Source organism: Armatimonas sp. (genome assembly GCF_043760365.1).
GTDB lineage: Bacteria > Armatimonadota > Armatimonadia > Armatimonadales > Armatimonadaceae > Armatimonas.
Genome location: NZ_JAYUPA010000791.1, coordinates 1 through 3350, shown reverse-complemented (window position 1 = coordinate 3350; position 3350 = coordinate 1). Strand labels below are relative to the sequence as shown.

At 58.3% G+C, this 3350-nt stretch carries 2 protein-coding genes; one reads left to right on the top strand and one right to left on the bottom strand.

Annotated features, from left to right (window positions below; all coding sequences use genetic code 11):
* On the bottom strand, nt 1-2335 hold a 2335-nt coding region (locus ACH2EH_RS19155), incomplete at its 3' end, for an NB-ARC domain-containing protein (protein WP_395144169.1).
* Nucleotides 2336-2412: 77 nt separating this feature from the next.
* On the opposite strand from ACH2EH_RS19155, the gene ACH2EH_RS19150 reads away from it, so the two are divergent.
* On the top strand, nt 2413-3350 hold a 938-nt coding region (locus ACH2EH_RS19150), incomplete at its 3' end, for a hypothetical protein (RefSeq protein ID WP_395144167.1).

The window sequence follows — 3350 nt, the reverse complement described above, 5'->3', positions numbered from 1 at the left end:
TTTCGCCAAGAGTGGTTTTAAGGAAGGCCATCTTACTGGCGCGGAGGCTACGTTCGGGTTCCTGAATATGCTGGCCTTGGTAGGTCTCCCAGCTCATGCTCGCTCCGAAGAGCTGGGCAGCCTGCTGGAAGCTTCCCTCGTGGAGCGCCAGTAGGGCAAAGAGTGTTATTGTGTAGGCGTGTTCGTAGTGATAGTTCCGCGCGAGGTCGTCGGCTAACTTCCCTTGCAACACCGCTCGTGCACTTGCTAATTTACCTTCGAGCAGATCCACCAGCGCAAAGCCACTGGTTTGGTAGGCAGGAACGGTGGTCAGCGCACGTGCCTGTGTCAGGATATCGCGTGCTTCGGTAAGTTTTCCCTGCGCAATGAGCACCGAGGCAAGATTTGTCAGGGCGGATGCCTGTTGTTCTGGGGTGCCATGCCGCTGCGCTTCCTGAAAGCTCTGCATAAACAACTCGTGTGACTTTTCAAGCTGCCCTTGATTGAAAGCAAGCATCGCGCGGCTACTCAGTGTCAGGAGATCCTGCACATCAGGTGGCAATAATGCCAGAACCGCACTTGCCTCTTCCCAATTGGCCTGCGCCTGGAGGTTTGCACACAGATCGTTCAGGAAACGAACAAACGCTGGTGTCATAGGCGGTGCAGTAAGCCGGGAAAGTGTCTCCTGGCACTGCTGCCTTTGCTCTCGAAAACAGGCACGTGTCGCCCAGTAGGGGGTCAGGATATTGCAAAAGGAGACGGCACGCTCCGGCTGGTCTATCCGGCAGAAGCTCAGTGCTTGATGAACATTGTCTTGTTCGGGATCAAGCTGGTGTGCCCAAAGATGGATTGTGTTACTCAGCATCCCGGGGCCGCTCTCAGTGAGCGTAAAATAGAACTCAAGGTGCTTGCGTCGCAGAGCCAGAGCCACCTCAGTGGGCAGCTCGGCAAGGCGTGCTTGCGAGAACTCCCGGATCGTCTCTAGGAAATGATAGCGCACTCCCCGCTCGGAGCGATCTAGCTGAATGAGGCTCTTATCCACCAGTGCATCTAGCAGGCTGTGCGTTTCAGGAGGTTCGGAGCCCAGAGCACTTGCCGCTTCTAGTGTCCAGCCGCCTTGGAAGATTGCTAGGCGCACGAAGAACTCTTGTTCAGGCTCACTGAGGAGCTCGTAGCTCCAGGCAATCGTCGCCTGCACGGTCTGCTGGCGTGGAGCCCCCCCACGATTCCCGGTGGGGAGCGCAGTGGGCGAGGTCGCCAAGTGCCGTGCTAGCTCGGAGAGTGTCTGTCGTCTTAGTTGGCCTGCAGCCAGCTCCAGCGCAAGCGGCAGACTATCCAATCGTTGACATATCTGGATAAGGAGAGGGCGCTCTTGCGGCGCAAGCTCCCAGCCTGGCTGTGCTCGAACGGCACTTCCACAAAAGAGTTCGACAGACTCAGCCTCTGTCAGACAAGGTACCCGAACAAGTGTCTCCCCCGTAACCTGGAGTGGCTCCCGGCTGGTTGCCAGAACCGTCAGCAGTGGGCACGCACGAAGGAGCTGTCGTATGGCCAGCGCAGCTCCTTCAATCAGGTGCTCACAGTTATCCAGGCCCAAGAGAAGCGGACTCTGGCGTAGCGCGTGCACGAGTGCCTCGTCATTCTTAAGCCCAAGACTTATCGCAGCTCGATCTAGGATGGTCTCGGGATCGGTGAGGGCGGCGAGCTCCACCCAAGCAACGGATTTCCCCTCGGCCGCAAAGTCGCGTAGGAGCTCCAGTGCCAGACGTGTCTTTCCCACTCCTCCCGTTCCCACGAGAGTCAGAAGGCGCGTGCTCGCCAGCAAGCCTGGCAGAGAGCCGCGAAGCTCGTGCCGTCCTAAAAACGGAACGAGCGCAGCGGGAAGGGGCTCCAGGCTGAGAGGAGTTGTTGAGGAAGCAGGGGGGACTGTCTCCGCGATATGCTGACGCAGCTTAAGCACCCAGTCGTCGTAGAAGCCAGGCAAGAGCCGCTCCGTGTCGAAGCCTGCGGGAAAGCTCCCTAGATCGGTGGTGTAGGCGTCTGTCTCCAGCCCAACGCTATCGCGGCTGGCACGGAGAAGGGTTCCCTTCGGCTGATCGAAGTCACGCTCCAGAGCATTTCGTAGATGGCTCAGTGCCATAGAGAGCGCATGGCGCGCCGGGTCTAGCTCCAGATCAGGCCAGAAAATCTCCAGCAATTTATCCCGGCTATGGTTGCCCGGATGCGTGACGAGATAGGCAAGGAGGGTCGCCGCCTTACGTGTGGGGAACGTCGTCCGAGTCATCGGCCCACGACGCACCGCCAGTCCATCCGTGAGGGTTATCTCGTACAGGGATCGTTCTCCTTCTTCACCCAACCAGTATATCGGAAACTCTCTTTACGGAGAGAGACTTTAGAGAGACTTGTGAGAAACTGCCTTGGTAGAGTGGCCCCATGAAGCTTTCACTTCCTTACCTGGCAGGTCTCATGATTCTAGGACTTGTCCCCATGCAAGCCCATGCACGGGATCAGGCATCCATGACCGCACTGATGGGGCAGCTTACTCCGGCGTATGTTCTGAGCATCGCCGGGAAAGACGATGAGCTCAAGAAACTGCTGCTCGGGCCCTTCGAGGCCGATTGGAGCAAAGCGAAGGAGTGTCTGCTCTTTGAGAAATGGCCGCAGAGTGTGAAGGTGAAGACTCCCTCGCACGAGGCCGGGCTACAGCTCATGCGCGAGCTTGTGCGGATGCGCACCGTGGTCTGCAATGGGGTGGCGACGACGACTCAGACGGGCATTAGGAGCCAGTTGCAAAACGAGCAGAGTCCACTGCCGGAGCTTACGAGTGCGTTTCAGGAGGAAGCCAGAACGGGGACGGACGAGCAGCACTTTAAGCCGCTCACTTCGACGGGCGCTGAGAAGCTCACCTCCGATATTGATGTCGCCTCTAACGGGCTGAACACGGAGATCGGGGTACGACTCTTCAACGCGAAGTTCCGGGAGACGCTCGGGGTTGTTTGGGATCCGGCAACTGTGTTCGACTATAATATCTACGCCGCCGACTGGATCTTCCCGGACAACTTTATCGCCGTCCCAACAAAGGACAAGCCCACCGAGCTGACACCCCGTCCTGAGCACATTCTCGCCGATTCCAAAGTCAATGACCAGCTTCAGGCCGAGCGCGCGGCGATCTTGGAAAAAGCCGCACTGCTGCATCTCCGGCGTAGCTGCACAGCCTTAGAGTGGAATGACTATTTGAAGCAGCGCGCGGGCGAAGGAGCCGCCGTCGTCGCGCGGCTTCAGTCCGTCAATACGCAGTTCAATGCCTTTAGCGCCGAGGTCGCGGCAAAGATAGCGCAGCTGCGCCCCACGATTCCCCAGCCACAAGGCAG